The sequence below is a fragment of the uncultured Corynebacterium sp. genome (genome assembly GCF_902782855.1).
GTDB lineage: Bacteria > Actinomycetota > Actinomycetes > Mycobacteriales > Mycobacteriaceae > Corynebacterium.
Genome location: NZ_CACZOO010000068.1, coordinates 1 through 2,110, shown reverse-complemented (window position 1 = coordinate 2,110; position 2,110 = coordinate 1). Strand labels below are relative to the sequence as shown.

General features: G+C 65.7%; 2 protein-coding genes. One reads left to right on the top strand and one right to left on the bottom strand.

The genetic code is table 11. The annotated features are described in order from the left end of the window. The first annotated feature begins 247 nt into the window (after positions 1–247). On the top strand, positions 248–1,774 hold the full coding sequence (locus QZV72_RS02990) for an MFS transporter (protein ID WP_297005077.1): 1,527 nt from the start codon (positions 248–250) through the stop codon (positions 1,772–1,774). A 41-nt stretch (positions 1,775–1,815) separates the two neighbouring features. Here the strand turns inward: QZV72_RS02990 and QZV72_RS02985 are convergent, their stop codons facing one another. Next, positions 1,816–2,109, bottom strand: coding sequence for a metallopeptidase family protein (locus tag QZV72_RS02985; RefSeq protein WP_297005074.1), 294 nt, complete (start codon positions 2,107–2,109; stop codon positions 1,816–1,818). Position 2,110: the final 1 nt, after the last annotated feature.

Genomic DNA, 2,110 nt, shown 5'->3' with positions numbered 1-2,110 from the left:
GCCGACGCTGCCGACGGTGGACGCCCCGATGCTGCACACGGCGGCGTGGCTGCCGGAGGCGGACGTGGCCGCGGGGATGGTGGGGGAGACCGTCGGGGAGACGCTCACCGATGTCGTTTCCGCTGGTTGGAAGGTCACCGAGTGGGGCGGGCACGGGGAGCCGCCCCGGATTTCATAGGTAACTACTTTATATTTCCCGGTGACTTCCGCTACGGTCGATTGGGTCCGACTATAGGAAGGAACCGTTGTGGCTAATAATGCCCACTCCACGGCGCCGATCCAGGCGAGCGACATTCACGTCGTGGACCAGTCAAAAATGAAGAAGGCGCTGCGCGCCACACTGCTCGGGAACTTCATGGAGTGGTTCGACATCGGAGTCTTCTCCTATGTCATGACCTACATCACCCTCCACTTCTTCCCGCTGCCCGCACCGTGGGACGGCCTGGCGACCTTCGCCACCCTCGCGGTGACGTTCCTCGTCCGCCCCCTCGGCGGGCTGATCCTCGGCCCGCTCGGGGACCGGGTGGGACGCAAGGCGATCCTCGCGTTCACCATCATCATGATGTCGCTGGGCACGTTCCTCATCGGTTGCCTGCCGACCTACCAGCAGATCGGGGTGGCAGCACCGGTCCTGCTGATCCTGCTGAAGTTCATCCAGGGCTTCTCCACCGGCGGCGAGTACGCAGGTGCGGCGACGTTCATCGCCGAGTACGCCTCGGACAAGCGCCGCGGCTTCTGGGGGTCCTTCCTGGACCTCGGCTCCTACCTGGGCTTCGCCGCCGCGGCGGGCCTGGTCACGGTGCTGGAGCTGGCGACGACGGACGCCCAGATGGAGTCCTGGGGTTGGCGCATCGCCTTCTGGGTCGCGCTGCCGCTGGGCCTCATCGGCCTGTACATGCGGTCCAACATCGACGAGTCGCACGCCTTCGAAGCGGTGCAGGAGAGCCGTGAGGAGCGGGTCGGCGACACGGTCGCGGCGTCCGGGAAGAACGGCGGCGCCGGGGCGTCCGGCAGCACCGACACGAGCCTGAAGGGGCAGGTCAGCTACCTGTTCCGCAACTTCTGGCCGCAGATCCTCATGGGGTCCGCGCTGGTCATGTGCGCCCAGGTCGTCGGTTACGCGCTGACGACGTTCATGCCGACCTACCTCACCGACACCCTCGGCTACGACACGGTCCACGGCAATGCGCTGCTGGTGCCCGTGCTGATCATCGTCTCCGTCGGGCTACCGCTGTTCGGCTCCCTCTCCGACCGGATCGGACGCCGCCCGGTGATGATCGCCGGCTGTGCGGTCGGTGTGGTCTTCGCCATCCCGGCGTTCGCGCTGATGATGATGGACCACGTGTGGTCCACCCTGGCGGGCCTGATGATCATCGGTGTGATCATGATGTTCCAGGTCTCGATCCAGGCGTCGGCCCTGCCGTCGCTGTTCCCGACGGCCAGCCGGTACACGGCGATGGGCCTGATGTTCAATATCGCGGTCGCCCTGTTCGGTGGCACGACCGGTTTCGTCATCACCGCTCTGCAGAGCGTGCTGGGCACGGACTACGCGGGCGCGTACTACATCATGTTCGCCTGCATCGTCGGCAGCATCGGCGTGTACTGCATGCGGGAGTCCGCGGGACGCAACCTGCTGGGCTCCATGCCGGTCGTCGATGAGAAGCACGAGGTCACGGAGGTTCTCGACGGGATCGAGGACAATGAGAAGTACGACCTCTCGACCATGCCGATCGAGGACGCCGGCGTCGGTGCCGGTGACAGGGCCGGCGTCTGACGCTCCTCTGGTCGGTGGCATCGGCGGGATCGGCGGGGTGTTCAGCCCCAGCCGAGTTCGTGGAGACGGGCGTCATCGATGCCGAAGTGGTGGCCGATCTCGTGGACGACGGTGATGGCGACCTGTTCGGCCAGTTCATCGTGGGTGTGGCACCAGGTGCACAGGGCGTCCTTGTAGATGCTGATCTTGTCCGGCAGGTAGGTCGGCCACTCGACGGACCGCTCGGTGAGGGCGACGCCGTGGTACAGGCCGAGGAGGGTGGGGTCTTCCTCGTTGTGGTCCTCGACGACGATGGCGACATTGTTCAGGCTGTTGAGGAGTTTCCGGGGGATCATC